The organism is Streptomyces sp. CNZ287, from assembly GCF_007827615.1.
This window is the reverse complement of sequence record NZ_VISV01000029.1, coordinates 1-23,506: the sequence shown is the minus strand read 5'-3', so window position 1 is coordinate 23,506 and position 23,506 is coordinate 1. Positions and strand designations below refer to the sequence as shown.

Sequence of the window (23,506 nt, the reverse complement as noted above, 5' to 3'; positions counted from 1 at the left end):
CCGCGGAAACGCCGGCCGGTGCTGCCGCCCGGTCGCCTCGACTTGCCCGCGGTCCGACTGGAGCTCTTGACGGCGGATGCAAGCTGGTATACCAAAGTGGAGTACCAGATTGGTATACCAGATCGCTACGGTGTCTGCCCCACGGGGTCCGGTCACCCCGAGGGCCTGTGTACGCCGCGCGCGGCCCGTCCGCGCCGGCCGGATGCGCGGAGAGGATCGCCTCCGCTGCCCCTGCCTCGTTGTTCTCCTTCCCGCCTCTTCCGGGAGGACCCGCATGACGACAGAACCTCTCGTCAGCACTACTGACGGCGTTCCTTTACGAGTGGGCCGTCCTCAGCTCCCGGCCGGGACCCCTCGGCCGCCCCAGGGCGAAGGCTCGCGGGCACGGGCGCCGATGTGCCGAGTCCTCCGGTCGGCGGAGGTCGCCGATGCTGGCCATTGACGGTCTCCACGTGGGCTACGGTGGCGCGGACCACGCCCTTGCCGGACTGTCGCTGCAGGTCAGCCCCGGTGAGGTGGTGGCGGTCCTGGGCTCCAACGGTGCGGGGAAGACCACGCTGCTGCGGACGATCTCCCGCACCCTGCCCCGCGGCGGGCACGCCCGCGGCCGGGTCGAACTCGACGGCGCGCCGCTGCCGCGCACGACGGAGGACGTGATGCGCTCCGGCGTCGTGCACGTACCCGAGGGCCGGCGCATCTTCCCGCTCACGGTCGCCGAGAACCTGCGGATCGGCGCCTTCAACTCCCCTGAGGCGCTGCGGATACGGCAGCGGAAGCTCGTGCTCGACCTCTTCCCCGAGCTGGAGCCCCGGATGGGCCAGCAGGGCTCCACGCTCTCCGGTGGTGAGCAGCAGATGCTCGCCATCGGACGGGGGCTGATGTCCTGTCCGCGGCTGCTGATGCTGGACGAGCCGACCCTTGGCCTGGCGCCGCTGGTGATTGAGCGCATCGGCCGGGACCTGGAGAAGATCGCCGGGCAGGGCATCGCGGTCCTGCTGGTGGAGCAGAACCTCGCGCTGGTCGAGATCGCCACCTCCGGGCTGGTGCTGGAGACCGGCCGCGTGGTCGCTTCCGGTCCGGCGGAGAAGCTGGCGCGCGACGATCTGGCCGCCCGCTACCTCGGCGCCGCCGCCGGGAACCGCCCGGACGGCGAGGGAAAGGTGCGTACGGCAGGCCGGGCCCCCGCCGCCCCCCGGCCCCCGGCTCCGCGTCCCGCTCCCACTCCCGCTGTCGCGGAGCGCTCCGCGGAGAAGGGCGAGTTGCTGGTGCAGGCCCAGGCGCTCACCTTGCGCTTCGGGGGAGTGACCGCGCTGCGCAAGGTGGATCTCGATGTGGGCCGGGGCACCCTGCACGCGATCATCGGCCCGAACGGGGCGGGGAAGACCACGCTGCTGAACGTGCTCAGCGGCCTCCTCGCTCCCGACGAGGGGACGGTCCGTATCGGGGGCCGGGTCCTGCCGTCCCGCCGACCGTACGCGGCAGCCGGGCTGGGGGTGGCGCGCGCCTTCCAGAACCTGGCCCTGTACGGCGACCAGTCGGTCGAGGACAACCTCCTGCTGGGCCGGCACCACCTGATGCGCGGCGGTCCGTTCGCCTTCGCCGCCGCGGTGATGCGTACGCGCGCGGCGCGGGCCGAGGAGCGTGCGCACCGCCGCCGGGTGCGGGAGCTGGCCGGGCAGTTGGGCATCGCGGCGCTGCTGGACCAGAACGTCGGGGAGCTGTCCTACGGCGACCGCAAGCGTGTGGAGGTGGCGCGGGCGGTGTGCACGGAGCGGCCGGTGCTGCTACTGGACGAGCCGCTGGCCGGGATGAACAGGGAGGAGAAGCTCGAAGTCGCGGCCACGATCCGGTACTGCCACACGGAGCTGGGCGCCACGCTGGTCCTGGTCGACCACGACATGCAGGTCGTGATGGATCTTGCCCAGACGGTCACCGTGCTGGATTTCGGTGTCCGGATCGCCCACGGCACACCGGAAGAGGTGAGCGCCGACCCGGCGGTCATCGCCGCCTACCTCGGCACCGGCGCCGAATCCGGGCGGCCCGGCCTGCCCCGTGCACGCAGGCGGCACCACCGGCCGGGAGCGACTGGACCCTCCGGCGTGGACGAGGAGGAGTGAGCGTGGACACGTTCCTCACGCACCTGGCAGGCGGCCTGGCCCTCGGTGCGATCTACGCGCTGCTGGCGCTGGGGCTGGTCGTCGTCTTCAAGGCCACCGGGGTGCTGAACTTCGCGCATCCCGGGATGGTCATGGCTGCCGGGCTGGTGACCTGGCAGGTCACCGACCTGCACGCTCCGTTCGTGGTGGCGGTACTGGCCGGTGTCTGCGCGGCGGCCGCCATCGGCGTCGTCCTGGAGCTCCTCACCTCCCGCGCGGTGGCGGCGCAGGCCGTGGTCACCGCGTCCGTCATCACCCTGGGCGCGGGCATCATGCTGCAGGCCGAGATCAACCGGCGGCTGGGCTCACGGGTGCTGGACCTGGACGACCCCTGGGGCTCGGGTGTGCTGGACATCGGCGGCCTCAGCGTGGCGGAGAGCCGCGCGGTCGCGATCACCGTCACGCTGGTCGTGGTGGCGGCCTTGTTCACCTGGCTGCGGGTGTCCTCGTGGGGCATCGCGGCCAGGGCCGCGACCGAGGACCGTGAGACGGCCCGGCTGATGGCCATCCCGCTGCGGCGGATCACGCTGGCCGCCTGGGCACTGGCCGGGCTGCTGGCCGGCATCGCGGTGCTGTTCCTGACCGCCTTCCCCTCGCCGGGTCTTGACTCCTCCACCGCCACGGTCGCGCTGCGCGCCCTGCCCGCCGCGATCATCGGCGGTCTTGATTCCCTGGAAGGTGCCGTCCTCGGGGGCTTCCTGGTCGGGACCTGCGAAGTGCTCGCCCAGGGCTACCAGAGCCGGATCGACTTCCTCGGCCAGGGCTTCTCCTCCGTCGTGCCGTACGTATTGATGATGGCTCTTCTCCTGGCCCGCCCGGCGGGGCTGTTCGGCACCCGGGAGGTGACCCGTGTCTGACGACCGCCCCGCGGGCGACGACAGGAGCACGAAGACCGCGACGCCCCGTCCGGACACCGGCACCGGCCCGCCGGAGACCGGAGAGTCGAAGACCGGAGGTCAGGGGACCGGGGGTCCGGGGACGGGGCCGCGGGGGCCGCGGCGCCGGTCTGCTGCCGTGCGGGGGGCGGCGGCGGCCGGTGCCCTGGTGGTCGCCGCGGCCCTCCCGTTCTACCTCGACCACTTCTGGCTGAACCTCGGCCTCTTGGTCGCCGCTTCCGTGGTCGGCGCGCTCGGCCTGGATCTGCTGGTGGGCCACACCGGGCAGATCTCCCTGGCCCACCCGTTCTTCATCGCGACCGGCGGCTACGGGTACACCGCGCTCGCCTCCGACGGCAGCGGCGAACTGGCCGGCGCCGGCTGGCCCACCGCCCTCGCCGCGCTCGGCGCCATCGTCCTGGCCGGCGTCGCCGGCGCCCTCTACGCACCGATCTCCGCGCGCGTGCGGGGCATCTACCTGGCCGTCGCCTCCCTCGGCCTGGTCGTCCTGGGCCAGCACCTGCTGCTCAACCTCACCGACCTGACCGGCGGTTACGACGGCCGCGACGCACCGCCCCTGAATTTCTTCGGGCTGGCCTTCGACGACGGCGGCGGCGATCTCCTGGGTGTGCCGTTCGGCCGCGTGGAGCGGCTGTGGTACGTCGCGCTGGCGGTGGCGGTCGCCGCGTACGCGCTGTACGCCTCGCTGCGCAACACCCGGCCCGGCCGCGCACTGGCGGCCATCCGCGGCGGGGAGACCGCGGCCGCCGCCATGGGTGTCCACGTGCCCCGCTACAAGGCCGCGGCCTTCGCCATCGCCGCCGCCTACGCCGGCGCCGCCGGGGTCCTGCTCGCACTCACCCTGCAGCGCCTGGTGCCCAGTTCCTACGAGGTGGAAATGGCCTTCTCCTACATGGCCATGATCGTCATCGGCGGGCTCGGCTCGCCTCTCGGCGCGGTCCTCGGCGCCGCGTTCGTGACCTCCCTGCCGATTCTGCTGCGCCACTACAGCGATCACCTGCCGCTGCTGGCCGCCGAAGGCTCCGGCGGCCTGAGCGCCGGAGTGGCCGCGCAGATCCTCTACGGCGCCGCCGTGGTGGCCGTGCTCCTCTTCGCCCGAGGCGGCCTGGCCGGAGCCTGCCGCGCCGCGCTGCGCCCGCGCCGCCGCCCCACCGCCACGAAGGCAGGAATCCGATGAACCGTTCATTCCCCGCAGCCGTGGCCGTCACCACCGCCGTGTCGCTGGTCGTGCTGGGCTGCTCGCCGAAGGCGTCGCAGTCCGCCGCGGCACCCGGAGTGGACGGCGACACCATCAGCCTCGGTGTGCTGACCGACCTCTCCGGCGCGTTCGTCGCCGGCGGCACCGACACGCTGCGCGGCCTGCAACTGCAGTGGGACGAGATCAACGACAAGGGCGGGGTGTGCGGGAGGAAGGTGGAGCTGGCCGTCGAGGACCACGGCTACAACACGGAAACCGCCGTGAGCCAGTACACCGGGATGGAGCCGGACGTCCTGGCCTTCCAGATGCTCCTGGGCTCACCCATGGTGAGCGCGCTCACCCCCCGCATCGGCAAGGACGAAGTCCTCACCATCCCCTCCAGCTTCGCCGCCAATCTCCTGGAGAGTCCCCTCATCGCGCTGACCGGCACCACCTACCGTCAGGAGACGGCCAACGCCGTCCACTGGCTGAAGGAGACCGGCGCGCTCGAGGGTGGCAAGAAGATCGGCCACATCTACCTCCAGGGCGAGTACGGCGAGGACGCGCTGGCCGGCACCGAGGACGCGGCCGCCGAACTCGGCCTGGGGGAGGTGGCGGGCCAGGTCGTCAAGGCGAGCGACAAGGACTTGACGGCGCAGGTCTCCGCGTTGCGCAGCAGCGGCGTCGACTACGTCATGCTCACCACCGCGCCCACCCAGACCGCCTCGGCGGTCTCGGTCGCCAAGGCACTCGGCTACGACGCCGACTTCATCGGCTCGACCTTCACCTACGTGCCCTCCCTTCTGGACGGCAGCGCGAAAGGCCCGCTGACCGAGCACTTCTACCAGACCTCCGCACTGGCGCCGCTGTCCAGCAGCCAGGAGGGTCCCGCCCGCATCCTGGAGGCTTTCAAGGACAGGTGGCCGGACCAGATGCCCAACCCGCCCGTCGTCCACGGCGCCGGCGCCGCGGAGGTGATGCACAAGGTCCTCAAGGCCGCCTGCGCCGAAGGCGACCTGACCCGCGAGAACGTCGAGAAGACCTACCGCGACCTCGCCGGAGTCGACACCGGAGGACTGCTGCCCGCGCTGGACTTCACCGCCCGGGGCGAACCGCCCACCCACACCTCCTACCTGCTGCGCCCCGACCCTGACGAGCCCGGTGGGCTGAAACTCCTGACCGAGCTGCGCCCGGGCCCCGGCACCCGGTGAACACGACCACGTGCATGCGCCCGCCGAAGCCGTCGACCCGGACACCCGGCCGCGCACGCTGCGCCGGGCACGGGCACGGGCCGGGGACGGCGACGAGCGGCTCGCCGGCCGGTGCGTGAAGGCGGCCGTCCGTGGTGCTGCCGGGCTGATCCGTGGGCGGACCGACCGAGGGAGGTCACATGGGTAAGGACCAGCGGCAGGCGCGGGGTCCGGGCGCGGTGGGGGTCTCGCTGCCCCGCCTGGATGCCGTGCCCAAGGTCACCGGCGCCGCCGAGTACGGCGTGGACGTGGCGCCGCCGGGGGCGCTGACCGCACGTGTGCTGACGTCCCCGCTCCCGGCCGCTCGTATCCGCAGGCTGGATACGCGCAGGGCCCGGCGGGTGCCCGGGGTCAGGGCGGTGGTCACCGGCGCCGACTGGCCGCGCCGGCACGGCCCGTTCGTCCGTGACCAGCCCGCGCTCGCCCTCGACCAGGTGCGGCACTACGGGGAGGTGGTGGCCGCGGTCGCCGCCGAAACCGAGGAGGCGGCCGCCGAAGCCGTCGAGCAGATCGAGGTCGAGTACGAGCCGCTGCCCGCTCTACTCACCCCCGACCAGGCGCTCGCTGACGACGCCCGGCTCATCCACCCCGACTGGCAGCACTACGAGCTGACCGGGGCCCTGGGCATCCGCTTCGACCCGCACGGCAACAGCCCCTTCCGCTTCCGGCTTCGCACCGGCGACGCCGAGGCCGGGCTGGCCGCCGCCGACGTCGTCGTCGAGGACACGTACACCACGTCGTTCGTGCAGCACGCACACCTGGAACCGCACGCGGTCGTGGCCCGGTTCGACTCGGCAGGGGCGCTGACGGTCTGGCAGGCCACGCCCGGCCCCCACACCCTGCGCGCCATGCTCGCCGAGCTGTGCGATCTGCCGCTGAACAAGGTGACCGTGCGGGTGCCGTACGTGGGCGGCGCGTTCGGCGCGAAGATGTACCTGCGCGCCCTCAACCCGGCCGCGGTGCTGCTGGCCCGTCGCGTGCCCGGCCGCCCGGTGCGGCTCGTCTTCACCCGCGTCCAGGAGTTCACCTCGGCGACCGGGCGGATGCCGATGCGGATCCGTATGCGCACAGGCGCCCGCCGCGACGGCACGCTGACCGTGCGGGAGGTCACCATCGTCGGCGAGCAGGGAGCCTACGCCGACGCGGCACCGCTGATCCTGCGCAACTGCGGCTACGGCTCACCCGGGCCCTACCGGATCCCGCACGTACGCGTCGACGCCCGCCTGGCGTACACCAATCGGCTGCCCGCCGGGGCGATGCGGGGCCTGGGCACCCCGCAGACCTGCTGGGCCGGCGAGCAGCAGATCGACACGCTCGCCGCCGAGCTGGGCATCGGCCCGCTGGAGCTGCGCCGGCACAACCTGCTGCGCGACGGGGACGTGTCGGCGACGGGGGAGGTGATGCGGGACGTGGGCGCCGGGGCATGCCTGGACGCGGTCGCCGCTCGCACCCGGCCCGGCACCGAGCCCGGCGACGGCCGGCGGCCGGGCGGGGGTGCGGCGGGTGTGCGGCGCGCTACCGGGTATGCGCTGGCGTGGAAGTCGGCGCTGGCCCCCGCGGTGTCCTTCGCCACGGTGCGGCTGCTGCACGACGGCAGCGCGGAGGTGGCGTGCGCGGCCATCGACAACGGCCAGGGCGCCCGTACCATCATGGCGCAGATCGCCGCGGCGGCGCTGTCGCTGCCGCCCGGGCGGATCCATCTGGCCGACCCCGGCACCTCCTCCCCGTCCTTCGACCGCGGCTCGACCGCCTCGCGCACGACCTTTGCGGTGGGCGGCGCCGTGCAGGCGGCCGCCCAGTCCGTGGCAGACCAGCTCCGGGCCATCGCCGCCGCCGAATTCCACGCCACCGAGGGGGAGGTGGTCATGGCCCAGGGGACCATCGGCGCCCGTGGCCGGCACCTGTCCTACGCCGCGCTGCTCACCCGGCACTTCGAAGGGCCTGGTGAACTGCTCGGGCACGGCCGGACGGGGCACGGCACCACCACGCCGATCGATCCGCACACCGGTCGCTCGACCCGGCCGACACCGTTCTGGTCCTATGCTGCGGCCGCGGTCACCATCGGGATCGAGGCCGTCACCGGGCGGATCACTTCAGCCGGACTGACCGTCGCGGTCGACGCGGGCAGCGCGGTCAACCCCCTGGCCTGCGAGCAGCAGGTCATCGGCGCGGCGCTCCAGGGCTGGGGGATGGCCACCACCGAGCGCGTGGACTTCTCCACCGGACGCCCCGACGTGGAGGGGCTGGGCGCGTACCGGATCCCCACCATGACCGACGCCCCCGGCATCGAGGCCGTGGTGGTGGAGACCCCCACGGCCGACGGCCCGGCGGGCGGCGCCCGCGGGATCGGCGAGATCGGTCTGGTCCCCGTACCCGCCGCACTCGGCAACGCGCTGCACGCCGCCACCGGCACCCGCCACACCGCCCTGCCCCTTCCCGCCCACCTGGTCCCCGAGCGCCCGGGGCCGGCCGGGCAGCCGCCCGCGAGCGGGCCCGGGCCGCTGACGGTCAACGGGCGGGAGCCGGCGGAGATCCCTCCGGGGATGTCGCTGCTGCGCCTCCTGCGGGAGCGGCTCGCACTCACCGGGGCGAAGGCCGGCTGCGACGCCGAGGGCGTGTGCGGAACGTGCACCGTACTGCTGGACGGGCAGCCGCTCCGCGCCTGCCGCACCACGGCCACCCGCATCGGGGGCGAGGTCCGCACCGTCGAGGACCTCGCCCGCCACGGAGAACTGAGCCGGCTGCAGCGGACCTTCGTCGACCACGGTGCGGTCCAGTGCGGCTACTGCACCCCGGGGATGCTCATGGCCGCCACCGCACTGCTGGAGCGCACCCCCCGTCCCAGCCGGGACCAGGTACGCCGCCACCTGGCGGGCAACCTGTGCCGCTGCGGCGCCTACGCGCACATCGTCGACGCGGTCCTCGCCGCCGCCGACACCCCCTCCCCACCACCGGCCACGGAGGGATCCGACGCACGATCCGGCTCGACCCGACCAGACGAGGAGCGCGTATGACGGCGGACAACGGGCCCGCGGGCCCGGTCAACGGGCCGACGGACATCGGCACGTGGGCGCTGACCGGTGTCACCGCCCTCCTCGGAGAGGAGCTGACACCGACACGCCAGGCCACCCTCGTCATCACCGACGGGCGGATCACCGCTGCCGGACGCCTGCACGATCCCGGCCCCGCGGTGCCGCGCCTGCACCGGCCCGACCTGCTGATCACCCCCGGCTTCGTCAACGGCCACACCCACATCGGCGACGCCGCCTTCGCCGAAGCCGGCTTCCGCACCGAGGGCGTGGACCTGCTCTACGCACCTGACGGGCAGCGCTGGCAGCTCATGGCCCAGGCCGGCGACGAGCAGCTCGTCACCGGCATGCGCCAGGCGATGCAGACCATGATCCGCTGCGGAGTGGTCGCCTTCGAAGACTTCCGCGAGCAGGGCCGGCACGGCGTCGACCTGCTGCGCGAGGCCACCTCCGGCCTGCCCATCCGCGCCCTGGCCCTGGGCCGTCACGCCGACCTGCCCTTCACCACAGAGCAGTTGCGGGCGAACACCGGCGGGCTCAGTGAGGAAGCCCAGGCTGAGATCCGCGACATCCTCGACAGCGCGGACGGGTTCAGCGTCGTCTCGCCCAACCAGCTCACCGACACCGCCCTGGCCCAGACCGCCGACCTCGTCCGCGCCTCCGGCAAGCGGCTCGCCGCGCACGTCAGCGAGCGGGAGGAGGACCGGCAGACCTCCCTGGCCCGCACCGGCCGCAGCGACATCGCCCGCGCGATCGAGATCCTGCGCCCCGACTACCTGGTGCACGCCACCGCCGCCACCCCCGAAGAACTGCACGCCGCCGCCCGGGCAGGCATGGCGGTCGTGATGTGCCCGCGGTCCCACGCCGCCCTCGGCTTCGGGGTCCCTCCCTACCTCGGCGCGGTTGCCGCCGGGGTGAAGGTCGCGCTCGGCACCGACAACGTCATGACGACGACCCCCTCACCCCACGAGGAGGCGAACTTCCTCGTCAAAGCCGAACGGTGGCGTACCGGAACAGTGCGCCACCCCGACCCCGGCCGGCTCCTGGCCGCCATGACCGTGAACGCCGCCCAGGTGCTGGGAGCAACGGATCTCGGCTCGCTCAGCGTCGGCAAGGCCGCGACCTTCGTCGCCTTCGACACGGCCTCGCCCAACCTCGCGGCCGCCGCGGCCCACGACCCGGCCGCGGCGCTGGTCAACCGCGCCACCGCGGGGGACATCGCCGCGGTGGTCTTCGACGGCCGCACCGTCGTCGGAACCCTCGACCACCCCACGCCGCCGGCCACGCGCCCCGGCCCTTCCTAGCAACAGGCGACACCCCGCCGGCCACCACCCGGGCCCCAGGCCCTCATCAACTCGATGGAGCTCCCGTGCGACTTCTCATCTCCGGCGGCACGCTGATCACCGACAGCGCCACCCACCCCGCCGACGTCCTCTGCGAGAACGGCAGCATCGCCGCCCTCACCGCCCACGGCACGGACCACGGCCCCGTCGACGAGGTCCTCGACGCCACCGGCCTGCTGGTCTTCCCCGGGCTCATCGACCCCCACGTGCACTCCCGCGACCCCGGACAGACCGACAAGGAGACCTTTGCCGATTCCACCCGCGCGGCGGCGTGCAGCGGTATCACCACGATGCTGGAGATGCCCAACGCCCTCCCTCCGGTCACCGACAGCGCCGTCTTCGCCGAGCGCGCCGGGCGGCACGCCGAGGTCGCCGCCTGCGACTTCGGCCTGTGGGCGCTCTCCCTCGGCCGGGACAACCTGGACGACCTGCCCGGCCTGTTCGCCGCCGGCGCCGTCGGGGTGAAGATCTTCTGGGGCTACGGCCTGGACCGGACCACCAAACGCCTCGTCTACAACACGTCCGACCTCCCGCCGGAACAGGTCATCCCCCCGCCCGGAATCACCGAGGTGTGGGAGGTCCTCGCCCGCGCCGCGGCGGCGGGGGGCCTGGTGGCCGCCCACTGCGAGGACCCCGGCGTCCTCGCCTACGCCGGCCGCCACACCGCCGCCCTCACCACCTACCAGGACCTGCTCGACGCCCGCCCCGTCGAAGCGGAATCCACCGCCATCGCCCAGGCCGTCGAAGCGGCCCGGCGCATCGGCGGCCGCTTCCACGTCCTGCACGTCGCCACCGCCCGCGGCGTTGAGCTGATACGCCGCGCCCGTGCCGACGGCATCCCCGTCACGGCGGAGACCTGCCCCCACTACCTCTTCCTCACCCAGGACGACGCCGCACACCACACCGGCACGAAGGTCTACCCGCCCATCCGCTCCCGGCACGACCGGGACGCCTTGTGGCAGGCGCTGCGCGAAGGCACCCTCACCTCCCTCTCCTCCGACCACGCCCCCCACGCACCGGCCGAGAAACAACTCCCCCTGGACACGCAGCCGGCCGGCATGCACGGCGTCGAGACCCTGGTGCCGCTGATGCTCGATGCCATGACCCGCGGCCAGATCACCCCCCAGCGCCTGGCCCACGTACTGTCCACCGCCACCGCCGAGCTGTACGCACTGCCCCGCAAGGGCCGCATCCGTCCCGGCTACGACGCCGACTTCACCCTCGTCGACCCCGAAGCGACCTTCACCATCGATCAGCGGCGGCTGCACACCCGCCACCCGCTCAGCGTCTTCCACGGCCGCCGCGGCCGCGGCATGGCGACGGCCTCCGTGCTCCGCGGCCGGCAGCTCATGAAGGACGGCGAGCTGCTGCCCGACGCGCCACGCGGCACCCTCGTACGCTCCAGCCCCACCCCGCCCGCGGCCGCGCCCACACCGCGCGAGCACGCACGCCGCGTAGACGCCGAAGCCCGGTCATGAGAGAGCCCACGACCATCGCGGTCCTGGCCACCGGCGGCACCATCTCCGCCGTCGCCGATGCCCGGCGCCGCCATGGCGGCGGCCTCTCCGCGACGGACCTGGTCGCCGGCCACGGCAGTTCCGGGACGCGGCTGCGGCCCATCGAGGTGCACCGCATCCCGGGCCGGGCGATGACGCCGCCGCACATGCTCACCCTCGCCCAGCAGGTCGGACAGGCCGCCGCCGCATGCGACGGCATCGTCGTCCTCCACGGCACCGACACCCTGGAGGAGACCGCCTACGCCCTGGCGGTCATGGTCGACGTCCCGGTGCCTGTCGTCGTCACGGGAGCCATGCGGCTCCCGGCACAGCCCGGCGACGACGGACCGGGAAACCTCGCCGCCGCCATCGCGGCGGCCCGCGATCCGAAGCTGGCCGACTCTGGTCCCGTCGTCGTCTTCGGCGACGAGGTGCACCTGGCCCGCTGGGTCACCAAGGCCCACACCAGCAGGCCCGCCGCGTTCACCTCGCCCGACGGCGGCCCGGCCGGTCAGATCCACGAAGGCCGCCTGCTCCTGCACCGCACCGCCCACCGCGACTCCGACCACCTCGGCATGCCCGAGCCCGGCCGTCTCGCCGACACGCGCGTGCCGCTGGTCACCGTCTACGCCGGGATCGACGGCGAGACCGTCGAGCGTGCCGCGGACGGCGCGGCAGGACTGCTCATCGCCGGAACCGGCGGCGGCCACACCCCACCCGGCGTCGCCGACACCCTCGCCACCCTCGTCGCCGCCGGCACACCCGTCGTGCTCGCCTCCCGTTGCCCCGCAGGTCCCCTCCTCCAGGACACCTACGGCGACAAGGGCGGCGAAGGCCACCTGAGATCAGTGGGAGTGATACCGGTGGGACATCTGCCCGCCCTCAAGGCCCGATTGCGGCTGCAGATCGCACTCGCCCTGGGACACACTCCACGTAAGGCCTTCCCCGTCGCTCCCGCCTGAACAGGACACGCCGCACATGCAGCACAACAAGCCCACACCGCCGTCCAAGGCAGATCAGGTGTACGAGGCGCTCCTCGAACAGATCGGCACCGGCACCCTCGCGCCCGGCGTGCGCCTGAGCGAACGCGAAATGGTCGAGCGCTACGGGGCCAGCAGGACGACCGTACGCGCGGCCGCCGCCCGCCTGATCCACGAGGGCCTCCTGGAGCGCACCACGCGCGGCATGCTGATCCAGGAACGGCCGCGCGAGCAGATCCTCCAGGTCTACGACGCCTGGGCCCTCCTGGAGGCCGCCGCCGTCGAACAGGCCGCCCAGGCCGCAACCGAGACGGACCTGAAGGAGCTCGAACGGCTGCTGACCGGTCACCGCCGGCACGACGGCGGCCAGGGCCACCGCCCCGACCTGCACCTGAAGTTCCACGAAGCGCTGTGGGACGCGTCCCACAACCCGGTGCTGGTCGGGCTCCTGCTTAGCCTCAACACCCGCCTGCTGCAGGTCGCCACCTCCACCCTCGCCCAGCCCGGGCGGTGGCAGGTCGCCCTCGACGAGCACGGCAAGATCCTCACCGCACTACGTGCCGGCCGCGGCCCCGAAGCCGCCGGCCTGGCCCGCGACCACATCCTCAGCGCACGCGAGGCCCGGCTGGAGATGTGGCGCAACGAGCACCGCCGGCCGTGACGAACATCGCCCCGGGCGCACCAGTCAGCCGGGGCTGCGCCGCGCGGGCTGCAGCACCTCCCCCAACGCGGCAGCGACGGCGACCTCCGTACCGGCGAGACCGACGGAGCAGAAGACGGTGATCTCGTCAGGGCTGGACCGGCCTGCCGCAGCACCGACCAGGACAGCGCCCAGGCCGATCATCCGGTCGACGGGCAGAACGTGGGGTTCACCGTAGGCGGCCGCCTGGGCGACGGAGTCGGTGAGGATCACGTCCGCCCGCTCCGCCAAGGCCGCAGGCACTTCATGGCGCGAGACGGTCTTGGGACCGAGCGTCGTCACATGCGTCCCGGGCGCGACCCACTCCGCATCCAGCACGGGCGCGGTGCTGTTCGTGGCGAGGACGACGACGTCGTGGTCACGCACCGCCTCCTCCACACGAGGTACCGCCCGCACCCGGACCCCCAACTCCTCCGCGGCCCGCCGGGCGAACGCTTGCGCGCGTTCCGGTGTGCGGGACGCGACCGTGGCCTCGACCACCTGCCGTACAGCGCAGATGGCCCACAGTTGGGTCCAGGCGTGCCTGCCGGCTCCCACCACCCCGAGCCGTATCGGCCCGGGACGCGCCGCCGTGTCCACCGCTACGGCCCCGATCGCACCGGTGCGCCGGGCACCCAGCTCGTCGCCGTGCACCACGGCCCGGAGCCGGCCGCCGTCACCGTCCCAGAGGGCCACCAGTTGTTCCGCCCCGACGAGGGTGTCGTAGGCGCGGAAGCCGAACAGTCTCTCCGCGCGCAGGTGTCCTGCCGTGAACACCAGGCGGCCGCCCCCGAGGTCGGCGTGGACCCGCGGCGGCGCGTGGAGAGCACCTTCGTGCGCGGCCGTGAGAGCGTTCCGTACGGCGCGGACGGCGGTCGGAGCGTCGAGACGAGAGCGTACGTCGTCGTCATCCAGCAACAGCACTGACATGGCACGCACCCTTCGCGCGAGGAGTACCGGGTAGGGGATCACGCTGCCGGGCACTGCACGGTGCGGTCATCCGTCCGCAGCCGGAGAGGTCTCCGCCGTAGGGCCTACGCCCCGGACCGGGGAACGGCCGCGGTGTCGTGGCCCGCGCCGACTGACCCCGTAACCACTCCTCGCCAGCCGGACGCCAGGGCACCGCGAACGGCTCGCATCGCTCGGGAGCGTGCGCAACGGCCGAGGGTTTACCGGCAGAGCCGCGCGGCTGAACTCCTTCCCACGTCCAGCGACGCGCCGTACGGCGTCCTCGGGCGTGCTCTTGGTTGTGCCCCATCCTTGTCTTGGACCGACTCTCAGCAACACCGTCCCAGAGAAGCCGGGAGGCGACCATGCCCGTCGAGAGCGTGACCCTCCGGATCGCCGGCACGCAGCTCAGCGGCGACCTCGCGATGCCCGATGAGGCCGCGGGCCTGGTGCTGTTCGCCCACGGCAGCGGCAGTTCGCGGCACAGCCCGCGCAACCAGGCCGTCGCAGCCCGGTTGAACGACCGCGGTTTCGGCACCCTGCTCCTGGATCTGCTCACGCCGGCCGAGGACCAGACCGATGCGGTCACCCGCGAGCACCGCTTCGACATCCCCCTGCTGGCCCGCCGGCTCAGCGGCGCTGCCGACTGGCTCGCGGCCCGCGCCACCGATCTGCCCATCGGGCTCTTCGGCGCCAGCACCGGCGCCGCCGCGGCCTTGATCACGGCGGCTGAGCGTCCCGAGCTCGTACGGGCCGTGGTCTCCCGCGGCGGCCGCCCCGATCTCGCGGGCGGCGCGCTCGCCGAGGTACGTGCACCGGTGCTGCTGCTCGTGGGCGGCCGGGACGACGCCGTGATCAAGCTCAACGAGGAGGCCGCGCAGCAGCTCACCGCACCGTACGAACTGCGCGTGATCCCGGGCGCGACGCACCTGTTCCCGGAGCCGGGAGCGCTGGAGGAGGTCGGCGCCGCGGCGGCGGACTGGTTCACGCGGATGGCCTAGGCGACTGAGCACGCAGCGCGGGCGAACCTGCTTCGGCCTGAGCACCCGGTTCGGCACACGACCGCACCCCGGCCGAGCGTCGCCCCGCCTTGCCGTGCTCCGGTGCCAGGGCTCGAAGCACCCGGCACCGGAGCACGTGTCACCTCCGGAGCGGCCGGAATCACATGGGGCGGCCTCCGATGTTGATTTCCGCCGCGCCGGCGAAGGCGTTGCCTGCCTGGGAGCTGGTCCCTGTCAGGCGTACATACCGGCCGCCCACGGCGCCGAACTCCACGTTCTGCGGCGTGAGTGCTGCGGTGAAGGAGCCGGTCGCCGCCTGGGACCAGGTGGTGCCGTCGGCGCTCACCTCGATGCGGTAGTCCTTGATCCGGCCGTTGAAGCCGTTCTGCCGCTGCGTGTACTGCAGGCCGGTGACGTCGTACTGCTTGCCCAGGTCCAGAGTGATGTGGTGAGGGAAGGCCGAGGTCGCGTTGTACCACTCGGTGTGCCAGATGGTGTCGGGGTCTCCGTCGACGGCGTTGACCGCCGCGCCGTTCTCACCGACGGTCTCCTCACTGTCGACGTCGTGCACGCTCAGCGTGGACTGGTCGATGAGATCCGGCAGCGGTCGCACCGAGGAGGACACCGAGACGGTTTCGTGTGCCGACCGTTCGCCCTGGACGGCGCTGATCGTCTGCTCACCGTGGACGGTCGCAGCCGGTATGACGCCATGACGGTCGAACCGCCCGGCGGAGTCGGCCCGCACGGTGTAGAGGGTCTTGCCGTCGATACGGATGTCGACGTAGCCGGGTGCGAAACCGGTCAGCTCCAGCGGGACCCAGGTACCGGCCTTCACCTTGGACGGGACCGAGATCGCAGGAGCTGAGGCAGTGCGCTCCTCCTTGTCCGGGGCGTCAGCCTGCCGGACGCGGACGGACACCTCGTCCCCCGCGGATGTCTTCAGCGTGCACGCCGTGTCCTCGGCGAACGCCGCCCGCACACCCGCGGTGTAGACGCCGGCGGCGTGGAGGGAATCGCGTGGCCGGCTCTGGCTGAACGTCACCGGCAGCACCCGGTTTCCACATGTCGCCGTCGCGGTCAGCGGCTCGGTGAGGGCGCTGGCGGAAGCGGGATCGCCGTCGGTCGACACGGTGTCCGGAACGATCTTCGTGCCGTCCTCGGAGACCTTGGTCCCGGGAGCGGCGATCCGGCCCAGCTCGACGCGGGTCGTGACGCCCTTCGGCGCGGTCGTGTCGGTGCCGGCGGCGGTGGCGGCCCACCGGGTACCCGGGCTCTCGTAGTAATTGGCGCCGGCCACGGTGAGGTGCGGGCCGAGCCGGGCGAGACGTTCACCGAAGTCGGCGACGTCCTTCTGGTCCGCCGGTGTCCAGCCGGTTTCCAGGATCGCGGCGGCTCGCGGCAGAGTGAGGAAGGCCGCCTGGTCACCGCCGCGCACCGTCTCCGACCACAGCGGCCCCTCGACGCCCAGCACACCCGACTCGGGGATGCCGCCGCTGACCGTCGTCGTCGGGTCCCAGTTGTAGTAGCGCTGGAAGTCACAGGTGCCGCTGCAGGCCCACGACAGGCCGATCGGGGTTTCGCTCGTGTATTTCTGGTCCAGGTATGCACCGCCCGCGGCGGAGACCACGGTCTTGCCGCCCTTGGAGATGAAGTCGCGCACCCAGTCGCCGCTGCCGACCCAGTACTGCACGACCGATCCGTCCCAGAATCCCTGCCCCTGGGAGAGCCCGGCCTCGGCATACTCCGACCAGCCCACGGTCCCGACGCCGGTCGCGGCCTTGATGTCGGGGACGGCGCGGGAGATGAAGTCGACGTAGCGCTCGTGGCCCATGGCATGGGACTCGTCGCCGCCGAGGTGCACGTACGGGCCCCCGGTCATCTCGGCGAGCTGCCGGAAGACATGCTTGACGAAGGTGTACGAGAGATCGTGCTGCTCGTCCAGCGCGGAGTACCCCACGCTGCCGGTCCCGTTCCAGTCCACCACCCCGGTGCCGGGGTCGGGCGCCGGGAGCGAGCGGTCGGTGTTCAACTCCGGGATCGCGTGCAGGGCCGCGTTGGTGTGGCCGGGGACGTCCACTTCGGGGACGACCGTGACGAACCGCTCCCTGGCGTAGTCGACGATGTCACGGTACTGCTCCTGCGTGTAGTAGCCGGTGCGGCCGAGTTCGCTGCGGTAGCCCTGGCTGTTCATTGCGGTCGCGCCCGACTCGCGGTGCAACGCGCTGTAGTCGATCGGATCACCCGGTTCCTTGCCCTCGTTGGTGATCTCGATCCGCCAGCCCTGGTCGTCGGCGAGGTGCAGGTGCAGCACGTTCATCTTCAGCCCAGATAGGGTGTCGATGTAGTCCTTGACCTCCTCGACCTCCTGGAACGAGCGGGCCACGTCGAGCATGACACCGCGGTAGGAGAAGCGCGGTGCGTCCTCGATATGCGTGGCGGGTACGCGCCAGTCGGTGACGACCGGCCGCGGCGAACCGGCCCACGCCGGCAGGAGCTGACGCAGACTCTGCACGCCGTTGAACGCGCCGTGCGCGGTGCGGGCGGTGATGGTGACGCCTCGGCGGTCCACGTCCAGGACGTACGACTCCGGGGTGGGGGCGGCACCCTCGACGGTGTATGCGGCCGTCGAGTCCACCGTGATTCGGATGCCGGCGCCCTGGTCGAGCACCGGCACCCGGAACCCGGTCGCGCGGCGCAACTGCGCCGCGAGCTGCTCCCCGACGCGGGCGGCCTTGCCGCGGGCGACGATCTGGAGAGAGGGACGAAGGACGAACGGCTCGTTATCTGCATCCTGTTGAAGGACGACAGGACGGGGGATGAGCGCATTGCCGCCGAGCCGGGTGGGCGAGTCCTGCTCGGCACCGGCCGACGGGGCCCACGTGAGCCCGACCAGGGCTGTCAGGATCGCCGCGACCAGCACATAGGGCTTACCGCGGGGGGATGGGAACGAACGTCTCTTCCACTTCCGCAACTGCATGGGAACTCCCTATCGATGGACAGGTAAGTGCGCGATCACGCACAGAGAGTGCGTACTTCTTGTATTTCAAGCGCTGGAAGACGCCCTGCGGTGGCGCTGAACCGGAGAGTGGCGGAGGAAGAGGCCCGGACCGTCCTGTCCACCGATTGGCGGACAGGACAAGTCCGGCTTCAGCGATGGTGCGGATGCTGCTCGTGGTCCTTCAGGGCGCGATGGCCATGGCGAAGATGTGGATGCCGCCCTGCCCCGGCAACACCACCAAATCCACTGTCTTGCCCGCCTGGAGCGGCACGGAATGGGCGAAGATGCTGTAGGTGACGCCCGCGTTGCCGTACCCGTCCGGACGGTTTCGTCCGTTCGACGCGGCAATCTGGGTCGCGCCGTGGTCGGTGACGTTCTGGAACGACCAGTTGGGGAAGCCGAAGCTGCCGCTGCTGCTCGTGCCGTCGGTGTAGAAGACCCGGGCGGTGCCCACCGCGTTGTTGCCGACCCCCGAGCCGAGGAAGACCAGCTTGCTCCCGGAGCCGCTGAGGGAGATCGCCTGGCCGCCGCTGGACACGTTGTCCTTGGCCCCCGGCGGCACGTCCGGCCAGGTCAGCTCGGCGCCCAGAGCGGTGACGGACGCGCCCGGGCTCAGGCCCACGTCGGCGAGCTTCTGGGCGGAGAAGCTGTTGCCGCCGCCGTCGAAGTCGCCCGGCGCGGTGTTCGATTCATCGGTGATGCCGACGTTGTTGTAGGCCGCCGCGAGCGTGGGCAACGGCTCGCCCCGCCGCTCCGTACGAGTGACGGTCGCGCGGGCGAGGCCGTCGCCGCCTTCGTACAGCGCGGTCGCGGTGAAGTTGAGCAGTTGGAAGCCGGAGCTCGGTGCCGGGACCAGCAGTTCGAAGGTCACGGTGGCGTGGGCGTTGGGGGCGATGCCGCTCTTGACGGTCCGTACCTCCGGCTCCACCACCCAGCCGGCCGGCCCGGAGAAGCTCACGCGCAGGTCACGCAGTCGCTGGGGAGCGGTGTTGCGGACGGTGACGGTGACGGTGGTGACGGCCGGTCCGTCGAGGTCGATGGGAGAGACGGTGATCTCGGTCTGCGCGGCGGCGGCGCGGGCCGTGGCCGCGAGGACGGTCGCGGGCAGCAGCACGGCCCCCGCGCCGGCCACGGCGAAGGATCTTCGGGACAGGGCGGCGCGGGATGGCTCGATCGGCATGAGCGTTTCCTCTCCTCCGGGGAGACTGGGCCGATGGGCGGCCTGAGGTTGGGTGGAGGTGGTCCGGGACGACGTGGGTGAGCCCTGCTCAAGCCACCGGCGGCATGTCCGACTCGCGCGTGTCGAGACCGAGACGGATGTTCACCCAGGATCCGCGGGTGAAGTCAGGCACCTGGACCGGACGCCCCTTGTCCTCCAGCGACATCACGCTGAGCGGCACCGGTGAGCACCACACCGCTGCGTCGTACACGTCCATGTCCGGTACCAGGCCGGCACGCATGCACTGGACCGTGCGCCACTGCAGCACATAGTCCATGCCGCCGTGCCCGCCGTTGTTGGCGGCGTCGTCGCCGATCTTCTTCCACAGCCAGTGGTCGTACTCGTCACGGTAGGTCTTGAAGTCCCGCCAGGAATGCCCGCCGTGGTCGGGCTCGATGTAGATCCGGCCACCGGTCGGAGCCGGACCGGCGTAGTCCTCGAAGATGCCGCGGCTGCCGGCGATCGTGTTGATCCTGCTGTAGGGCCGAGGCGAGCTGACGTCGTGCTCGGCCCGGATGATGCGGCCGTCGGCGGTGTCGATCAAGCAGGTGACGAGATCACCGTTGACGTACGTCTCCTTCCACGCCGGGTGCCCCTCGGGCACGAACCGGGCTCGGTAGTCGGCCAGTCCCTTGGGCTCGGTGGCGGTGGCGCGCAGGGTGACCATCCGGTCCCCGCGGTTGATGTCCATCGCGGCCGCGATGGGGGCCAGGCCGTGCATCGGGTAGAAGGAGGCGATCGAGCGCGTGTGCCACAGCCGCCGCCACGAGTCGGTGTAGTACGTGGGGGAGAAGAGCAGTTCACGCAGGTCGTGAAGGTAGCCACCGTGGCCGTTGGTGATGTCGCCGAAGGCGCCGTCGTGGGCCATGCGCAGCATCGCCAGTTCGTTGCGGCCGTAGGAGACGTTCTCCGCGAGCAGCAGATGACGACGGGTCCGCTCCGAGGTGTTGACCAGGTCCCACAGTTGGTCCAGCTCGGTGGCGATGGGCAACTCGACCAGCACGTGCTTGCCGGCGAGCAACGCGGCTTTGCCCTGCTCGTAGTGGAACTCCCAGGGGGTGGCTATGTAGACGAGGTCGATATCGTCGCGCTTGAGCATCTCCTTGTACGCATCCGGCGAACCGCCGAACTCCAGGGGCCGCGGCTTGCCGTCCGCCGCGAGCTGGTCGGCCTTGGCCTTCGCGCGTGGGGCCCGCACATCGCAGACCGCGCGCACCACGCAACCGGGAACCGCAGCCCACCCGTTGGCCATCCCGCTGCCGCGGTTGCCGATTCCGATCACCCCGACCCGCACGGTCGGGTACACGTCGAAGGGCTGCTTCACCATCGAGGTCTGCCCCGCGGGCCGGCCGGGCGTCCCGGCTGTTCCGGCCGTTTCTGCGGCCCTCGCGGTGCCCGCAGTTCCCAGCGCGGCCATGGCTCCAGTGGCCGCCGCTCCTCCCAGTACTGCGCGTCTTGAGACTCCCGATGCTTCTTGCATGCGTTGCTCCCCGGCTTGGACGTCGCTGTGCCCAAGAATCTCCCGGAGGCGGAACGACATGTCAAGATGTGCGCGAAAGCTGCTTCTTTCAAGCAACTTCAAGCAAAGCGCACGGCGTTAGGGCATCTGCGGGACCGACCCGGCGCCTGCAGTCAACGACCTCCTGCGCGCACGCGCGTGCCCGCGCACGTGCGCAGCCCGATGGCGGTACTCCGCGCCGGCCGCCCACGCCGGGCCTGCTGGCGCGCGCGGTCACGGGAAACGCCCGGCCTGGCGGAGCGTCAGGGTGCTCCGCCAGGCCGGCCGCGGCTCCTACGCCCTGGCGAGGCTCCCTTCAGTGTTCTGAGGTGCCGTGGCCGCAGCCAGGAGAACGGTTCGTTCGAGGTGCCCGTCGGCTGGTCAGCGCCCGTATGCGGCGTAGCGCTGCTGCACCTGTGCGGGCGTCAGCGCCTCGTCCCAGGTGACGAGTTCGTCGAGGTCACCGCGGAGGCTGGCGCTGGGCGTGCCGATGGAGCGCAGGGGGAGGGGGATCGAGGCGTTCACGGCACCGACGGGTTCGCCGTCGGCGTAGAGCGTGGTGCGGTCCGGCTCCGCCACCCAGGTCAGGTGGACCCAGCGGTTCAGCGGCACGGTGTAGCCGAAGCTGTGGTCGGCGTCGCCGAAGCGGGTGAAGCCCACCTTGCCGCTGCCGTATTGCTGCAGCTTCAAGGCGCCGGTGCGGGAGCTGAGCAGCACCTGGTCGCTCGTGGTCGCGGTGAGTTTGACCCATGCGGAGGCGGTCCAGGGCGCTGCGATGTCGGTGCCGCCGAAGCCCACCCCGTCCCGGTTGTGGTCGAAGCGGAACGCCTGGCCGCGTACTCCGTCCTCGACGAGCGTCGGGTTGTTGATGATGTACGTGGTGCCGGGCAGGTCGCCGGCGACGTCTTCGGCCATGATCGTGTGGGGCGGGCTGCTGGCATAGGTCCAGCCGGCCGGGTACGAGGCGGCGTCGAAAGTCCAGTGGTGGCTGGGGTGGCCGTCGTCCGTCCGGGGCGGCTGCGGCTCGGTGGTGATGCCGGGCGGGTCGCCGAGCGCGGCCGTCCGGGCCCGGAATCCGGCGAGCGTGTCGGGGACGGCGGAGCCGTTCCAGGCCCGGTCCGCGAGGAGCGCCCGGGGTGCGGCCATGACCTGCTCGAAGTACCGGTCCTCGGCCCAGAAGTTGTAGTCGGCCCAGTTCATCAGGCCGGAGCCGAGCATGTCGTCCGCGGTGTTCGGCACCCACCGCTCGTACATCCACCGCTCGTCGGGGTAGAGGTTGTGGTAATTGTTCGGCGTCACGTAGAAGGGGCCGATGGCGATCTCGTCGTGGCCCGGAATGACCGGGTCGGTGCCGGTCCCTTCCCAGGTGAGGAAGACCACGGGGGAGTGGACCTGCTGCTGCGGCGCTGCCAGGTGCTCGGTGCCGTTGTAGATGGCGGTCCGCTTGCCGTGGGCGGTCACCACGTCGTCGAGGGTGTTGATGTAGCCGTTGAGCAGGTCCCCGAGGGTGCTGACGTCCGGGTCCTCGGCGAGGTGGCGCTTCACCCGCGGGCACTCGGCGAGCTGCCCGGGCAGTTCGTCGGCGCCGATGCTGAACAGCGGGGCGTCGAACCAGTCGGTGAACTCGGCTACGAGCCTCTTGGTCACCTCGACCGCGTCCCGGTCGGTGATGTCGATGATCCAGTCCGGGGTGAGGTGGGAGTGTGTGTGCGCGCCTGTGCACGGGTTCGCGCCCGAGCCGAAGCCGATGCCGAACGCCTCGCTGATCACGGTCGCGTGGCCCGGCACGTCGATGCCCGGCATGATCTGGACGTGCTGGCGGGCGGCCAGTGCCTTCAGCCGCTCGATGTCGGCGCGGCTGTAGCTGTACTTGCGCTCGGCGAGTCCGGGGAACTTCGGGCTGTAGAGGCGGAATCCCTCGGAATCCGACAGTTGCAGAAAGAGGGTGTTGAGCTTCATGTCACCCATGCGCCGGATGAGGTTCTCCAGGTAGTCCATCTCCCAGTACTTGCGACCGGCATCGAGCTGGACCATGCGCACCTGCTGCGTGGGCACGTCGGTGCTGCGGGCACGCGGCACGGCGCGGTGGGACGAGTCGGCGCGCAGCGTCTGCAGCAGGGTGCGGGTGCCGTAGAACAGACCATGGGTGGAGGCCGCCTCGATGCTGATCGCGCTCGAGCTGTCCAGGCGGTAGCCCTCGGCACCGAGTTCGGCGTCGTCGGTGAGTCGGAGGTGGATGTCGCCGGGCCGGGGCTTCACGTGCCCGCTGCTGATGGTGAGCCGCAGTCCGGTGACCGACCGGATGTCGGCCTGCACCTGCTCGGCCAGGCTCTGCCCCGTCTGCCGGGCAGGGCCTGGCAACTCCTGGCGGCCGGCTTCGGTCGTCGTACGGGCGCGGGAGCCCGGATCGAGCAGGATGCGCGAGCGGGAGGTCAGGTCGACGGTGCCGCCGAGGTCCTCCCACAGTGACGGCCGGGGCACCACCGGCGGCGGGCCGCCGTCGGCGAGCGGGCCGGGAGCGGGAGCAGCCGCCGCCGGGGCGAGGAGGGAGCCGAAGAGGGCAACGAGGACCGCTATGAGTACTGGCAGCGAACGACGCATGGTTGCAATTCACCCCATCTGACACGGAGGTTGGTGAGGAACTCACCCGGACGAGTGCCAAGGTGTCGAGCGGCAGGAAAGGAGAATTCGGTCTCGCCCGCCGTCTGTCTTATTTCACTGATCCGGCTGTGAGTCCGGAGACGACGTGTCGTTCGATGAAGGCGAAGAGGACGACGACGGGGATGATGGCGACGACGGAGGCGGCGAAGAGGTAGTTCCATTCGACGGTGTAGTT

Annotated in this window: 15 protein-coding genes and 1 pseudogene; 10 read left to right on the top strand and 6 right to left on the bottom strand. The window is 71.9% G+C overall.

The genetic code is table 11. The features are described 5' to 3' along the window. The first annotated feature begins 428 nt into the window (after window positions 1–428). The 9 genes from FB457_RS36610 to FB457_RS33215 all read left to right on the top strand — a co-directional run bounded on the left by FB457_RS36610 (window position 429) and on the right by FB457_RS33215 (window position 12,988). On the top strand, window positions 429–2,117 hold the full coding sequence (locus tag FB457_RS36610; protein ID WP_145784290.1) for an ATP-binding cassette domain-containing protein: 1,689 nt from the start codon (window positions 429–431) through the stop codon (window positions 2,115–2,117). A 2-nt stretch (window positions 2,118–2,119) separates the two neighbouring features. Then, window positions 2,120–3,013: a branched-chain amino acid ABC transporter permease gene (locus FB457_RS33250; protein WP_047014250.1), complete on the top strand. Its 894-nt coding sequence runs from the start codon at window positions 2,120–2,122 to the stop codon at window positions 3,011–3,013. Then, window positions 3,006–4,229: a branched-chain amino acid ABC transporter permease gene (locus FB457_RS33245; RefSeq protein ID WP_347615548.1), complete on the top strand. Its 1,224-nt coding sequence runs from the start codon at window positions 3,006–3,008 to the stop codon at window positions 4,227–4,229. The genes FB457_RS33250 and FB457_RS33245 overlap by 8 nt, the downstream gene beginning before the upstream one ends. Next, complete coding sequence (locus FB457_RS33240) at window positions 4,226–5,440, top strand: ABC transporter substrate-binding protein (RefSeq protein WP_145784286.1); 1,215 nt, start codon at window positions 4,226–4,228, stop codon at window positions 5,438–5,440. Before FB457_RS33245 ends, FB457_RS33240 begins: the two co-directional genes overlap by 4 nt. A 179-nt stretch (window positions 5,441–5,619) precedes the next feature. Next, window positions 5,620–8,493, top strand: a complete 2,874-nt coding sequence (locus FB457_RS33235; protein WP_145784284.1) for a molybdopterin cofactor-binding domain-containing protein — start codon at window positions 5,620–5,622, stop codon at window positions 8,491–8,493. After that, on the top strand, window positions 8,490–9,812 hold the full coding sequence (locus tag FB457_RS33230; RefSeq protein ID WP_145784282.1) for an amidohydrolase family protein: 1,323 nt from the start codon (window positions 8,490–8,492) through the stop codon (window positions 9,810–9,812). The genes FB457_RS33235 and FB457_RS33230 overlap by 4 nt, the downstream gene beginning before the upstream one ends. 65 nt (window positions 9,813–9,877) lie before the next feature. Beyond that, on the top strand, window positions 9,878–11,329 hold the full coding sequence (locus FB457_RS33225) for a dihydroorotase (RefSeq protein ID WP_052770184.1): 1,452 nt from the start codon (window positions 9,878–9,880) through the stop codon (window positions 11,327–11,329). Beyond that, window positions 11,326–12,309, top strand: coding sequence for an asparaginase domain-containing protein (locus FB457_RS33220; RefSeq protein ID WP_145784280.1), 984 nt, complete (start codon window positions 11,326–11,328; stop codon window positions 12,307–12,309). The genes FB457_RS33225 and FB457_RS33220 overlap by 4 nt, the downstream gene beginning before the upstream one ends. A 16-nt stretch (window positions 12,310–12,325) precedes the next feature. After that, complete coding sequence (locus FB457_RS33215) at window positions 12,326–12,988, top strand: GntR family transcriptional regulator (RefSeq protein WP_047014244.1); 663 nt, start codon at window positions 12,326–12,328, stop codon at window positions 12,986–12,988. A gap of 24 nt (window positions 12,989–13,012) precedes the next feature. Here the strand turns inward: FB457_RS33215 and FB457_RS33210 are convergent, their stop codons facing one another. Continuing rightward, the gene (locus tag FB457_RS33210) at window positions 13,013–13,936 is read right to left on the bottom strand and encodes an ornithine cyclodeaminase family protein (protein ID WP_047014243.1); all 924 of its coding nucleotides are present in this window, start codon (window positions 13,934–13,936) and stop codon (window positions 13,013–13,015) included. A gap of 383 nt (window positions 13,937–14,319) precedes the next feature. Here FB457_RS33210 and FB457_RS33205 point away from each other — a divergent pair, with 383 nt between their 5' ends. Continuing rightward, window positions 14,320–14,955, top strand: coding sequence for a dienelactone hydrolase family protein (locus FB457_RS33205; protein ID WP_047014242.1), 636 nt, complete (start codon window positions 14,320–14,322; stop codon window positions 14,953–14,955). Between the two features lie 160 nt (window positions 14,956–15,115). Here the strand turns inward: FB457_RS33205 and FB457_RS33200 are convergent, their stop codons facing one another. The 5 genes and pseudogenes from FB457_RS33200 to FB457_RS36605 form a co-directional block, all read right to left on the bottom strand. Continuing rightward, the gene (locus tag FB457_RS33200) at window positions 15,116–17,932 is read right to left on the bottom strand and encodes a family 20 glycosylhydrolase (protein WP_145784278.1); all 2,817 of its coding nucleotides are present in this window, start codon (window positions 17,930–17,932) and stop codon (window positions 15,116–15,118) included. A gap of 202 nt (window positions 17,933–18,134) precedes the next feature. Further along, window positions 18,135–19,067: an NEW3 domain-containing protein gene (locus tag FB457_RS33195; protein ID WP_145784326.1), complete on the bottom strand. Its 933-nt coding sequence runs from the start codon at window positions 19,065–19,067 to the stop codon at window positions 18,135–18,137. A gap of 154 nt (window positions 19,068–19,221) precedes the next feature. After that, window positions 19,222–20,652: a Gfo/Idh/MocA family protein gene (locus FB457_RS33190; RefSeq protein WP_047014241.1), complete on the bottom strand. Its 1,431-nt coding sequence runs from the start codon at window positions 20,650–20,652 to the stop codon at window positions 19,222–19,224. A 399-nt stretch (window positions 20,653–21,051) separates the two neighbouring features. Beyond that, a complete protein-coding gene (locus FB457_RS33185) occupies window positions 21,052–23,271 on the bottom strand; it encodes a family 20 glycosylhydrolase (protein ID WP_253911103.1) in 2,220 nt (739 codons plus the stop codon). Window positions 23,272–23,380: 109 nt separating this feature from the next. Continuing rightward, window positions 23,381–23,506, bottom strand: a pseudogene (locus FB457_RS36605) (carbohydrate ABC transporter permease); the annotation flags it as partial.

Bases quoted from the DNA above. Each gene is read 5' to 3' on its own strand.
- FB457_RS36610 (WP_145784290.1), top strand. From the start codon at position 429: ATGCTGGCCATTGACGGTCTCCACGTGGGCTACGGTGGCGCGGACCAC.
- FB457_RS33240 (WP_145784286.1), top strand. From the start codon at position 4,226: ATGAACCGTTCATTCCCCGCAGCCGTGGCCGTCACCACCGCCGTGTCG.
- FB457_RS33235 (WP_145784284.1), top strand. From the start codon at position 5,620: ATGGGTAAGGACCAGCGGCAGGCGCGGGGTCCGGGCGCGGTGGGGGTC.
- FB457_RS33230 (WP_145784282.1), top strand. From the start codon at position 8,490: ATGACGGCGGACAACGGGCCCGCGGGCCCGGTCAACGGGCCGACGGAC.
- FB457_RS33220 (WP_145784280.1), top strand. From the start codon at position 11,326: ATGAGAGAGCCCACGACCATCGCGGTCCTGGCCACCGGCGGCACCATC.
- FB457_RS33215 (WP_047014244.1), top strand. From the start codon at position 12,326: ATGCAGCACAACAAGCCCACACCGCCGTCCAAGGCAGATCAGGTGTAC.
- FB457_RS33210 (WP_047014243.1), bottom strand. From the start codon at position 13,936: ATGTCAGTGCTGTTGCTGGATGACGACGACGTACGCTCTCGTCTCGAC.
- FB457_RS33205 (WP_047014242.1), top strand. From the start codon at position 14,320: ATGCCCGTCGAGAGCGTGACCCTCCGGATCGCCGGCACGCAGCTCAGC.
- FB457_RS33200 (WP_145784278.1), bottom strand. From the start codon at position 17,932: ATGCAGTTGCGGAAGTGGAAGAGACGTTCGTTCCCATCCCCCCGCGGT.
- FB457_RS33190 (WP_047014241.1), bottom strand. From the start codon at position 20,652: ATGCAAGAAGCATCGGGAGTCTCAAGACGCGCAGTACTGGGAGGAGCG.
- FB457_RS33185 (WP_253911103.1), bottom strand. From the start codon at position 23,271: ATGCGTCGTTCGCTGCCAGTACTCATAGCGGTCCTCGTTGCCCTCTTC.